Origin of the sequence: Thermus aquaticus, from assembly GCF_001280255.1 — a bacterium.
In the GTDB taxonomy this organism is placed as follows: domain Bacteria; phylum Deinococcota; class Deinococci; order Deinococcales; family Thermaceae; genus Thermus; species Thermus aquaticus.
This window is the reverse complement of sequence record NZ_LHCI01000107.1, coordinates 1-2436: the sequence shown is the minus strand read 5'-3', so window position 1 is coordinate 2436 and position 2436 is coordinate 1. Positions and strand designations below refer to the sequence as shown.

The window sequence follows — 2436 nt, the reverse complement described above, 5'->3', positions numbered from 1 at the left end:
GTCCAGCTCACCCCGTCCGGGGAGGTGAGGATGGTGCCGTCTTCCCCCACCACCACAAAGCGGCCGTTCCCGTAGGCCACGCCGAAGAGGTCCCTGCTCGTTGGTGAGTTGCGCCGGGTCCAGCTCACCCCGTCCCGGGAGGTGAGGATGGTACCTTTAGCCCCCACCGCCACGAAGAGGCCCTTCCCGTAGGTCACGCCCTGAGCAACTTCGTAGTTGGCGAGGGTTGTTCTGTCCAGCTTCTCCCGTTCCTGGAAGTATAGATTGCGCTCCCGGAGGGAGAATCTCTCACCGCCACGAATAGGCCGTTCCCGTAGGTCACGCTATTGAGGTGATTGAACCCGGGGTTGCGTAAGGTCCAGGTAGTGCCTGCCCCGCTTCCACTTCCACTAGCGTTGTAGGCGGCCAGCGTCAGCAGTAGCGCAACCAGTAGTCTCACTCCGTAAAGCCTGAGGTTCTTCATAAGGATCGCCTCCTATAACACCGCTTCCATAGTACAGGGAAGGTCCGGAGGAGGTGCAGGTTCCCCATGTTCGCGAAAGTCGGCTTTCGCGAAGGAACACCCGCTCTCGGCCACTAGATCGAGGGCCAGCGTGCAGGACGTTGCCGAGGATCCCCTGGCCTCTCCGCATAAACTCCGCAGGGAGGGACAAGGGAAAGGAGGCCTCCCGGGAGCGAAGGGTACGCAACCGGGTGGCTCAGAAAGCCTCAGGAAACGTCCCTGCGGCTAAGGGGATCCTCTCATCTTCTAGACCCCGTCCCTGTTTCTTCCCCCGGGAGAGAAGAGCCTGGGTTGGACCACGCGCTCCGCGCCGTTCTCTCCCTCCTCCTCTCCAACCGCCTCAACTTCTTGAGGTTCCTCCTCTTTTCCCCCAGGCTCCCGCCGCTGTTCGGGAGTCGGGGCCGGAAGCTCATCCACGGTAAAGAGGGGGCCCTCCAAAACCTTTTGCAGAAGCTCCTTCTGCTCAGGGTAGATCTCCAGGGTCTTCTCCAAGACCCAGAGGAGTTCCAGAAGCTCCCGGCCTAAGTCTGCGGGCCATTCCGAAGGGACGACATCATCCAAAGGGCTACTCCTCCGCCCCCTCCTGTTCTTCTGGCGGAACCCCAGCCAGCTCTCTACTGGAAGGAAGCCGGAGACCTCAAACCCGTAGACCTCTGGGGCTACGTCCTCTACCTCCCCGTCTCCCACGTGAAGGATTCTCGTCTCGGGGTCGTAGCTGTGCCCCTCGGGGTAGGCGGAGGGGGGTTTGGCCCAACGGGCTCTGCCCTTGGGGGGCCAGCTTCGCCCCTCGGCGTACCGTTCCCCGTAGGTGTGGAGCCAGAGGAGGTGGGCCCCCAGCTCCACGCCCTCCCTGAAGAGGCTGGGGTCCTTGGTAATGGGGGCCCTGGGCCCGGGTACCCTGAGCTCTTCCGCGAAGCGTTCCGTGTAGGCGGGGTGGGCCAGGAGGGCGTAGACGTAGGCGGCGAAGTCCTGGGGGGAGACGGGAACGCCGTAGGCCGCTTCCAGGAGCTTCAGGAGGCCCCGTGTTAGGTTGGGCTCCCGGCCCTCCCGGTCGCGGAAGAGGGGGATGACATCCTTCCCGCCGAAGGAGCCCCTAAAGTGGTGCAAGTCAGGAACGCAGGCCGTGGCCACCAGGGCAGGTCCTCTCCCTAGGGGGGCGGTGAGGAGGGAGGTGAGGTAGACCTGCCTCTCGCTCCAGGTCTGCCACAAGGAGGGACGAGGGTAGCTACACACCCTCCCGTCTGCGATGGCCCAGGCGCGGTCAAAGCTCCGGTAGCCGTAGCGCACGATGGCTTCTGGGGGTTTCCCAGAGGTGAGGCTTTCTAGGGAAGGTAGACAAGCCGGGCTCCATATTCCCCGGTACTCCCGGCTCACTTTCCGATCTCGCTCTTCCCGGAAGAGGCGGGGCTTTTCCTCTGGAGGAGCCTCTAGGAGCATGGCCCACCTTTTCTCTAGAACCTGCTTCGTGGGCCCGATGGGCCAGGTGCGTTTGAACTGTACTCCCGAGTGCTGCCAGGGGAAGAGGTCCGTGAGCTTGGGCCACCTGGCCCACTCCCCGCCCGCCTCGGGGACGAAGGGGGCTTGCCAGTCCCTGGGGGCTTCCCGGAAGGGGATGTCCTTGAGGGGGGGAAGCTCCTCCAGCTCCTTCAGCTTCTCCTCCCGGGTAGTGGCCGCCAGGCGGTGGTAGAAGACCTGGGCCGGGGTTTGGGAGTCCTGGGAGCCGCGCCGCACCACCAGGGCGATGGCCACGGGGGTCTGGATGTTGAAGACGTTCTCCTCCCTCACCGCTCCCCTGCCCTCTCCCCCCAGGTCCAGGATGTAGACCCGGTCCGCTACCCGGCGGACGTGTTCCCGCATCCCGGCGAAGGCCGGACCCTGGAGGTAGGAGCTGGGGGTGATGAAGCACAGGACTCCACCACGTTCTGGGTCCTGCT

At 64.3% G+C, this 2436-nt stretch carries 2 protein-coding genes; both read right to left on the bottom strand.

The window, feature by feature from the left end:
- A partial coding sequence (locus BVI061214_RS13510) for a beta propeller repeat protein (protein WP_487246347.1) occupies positions 1-197 on the bottom strand: 197 nt, incomplete at its 3' end.
- Between the two features lie 551 nt (positions 198-748).
- Positions 749-2436 (bottom strand): type ISP restriction/modification enzyme (locus BVI061214_RS11915; RefSeq protein WP_346179661.1); only part of this gene is annotated, 1688 nt, incomplete at its 5' end.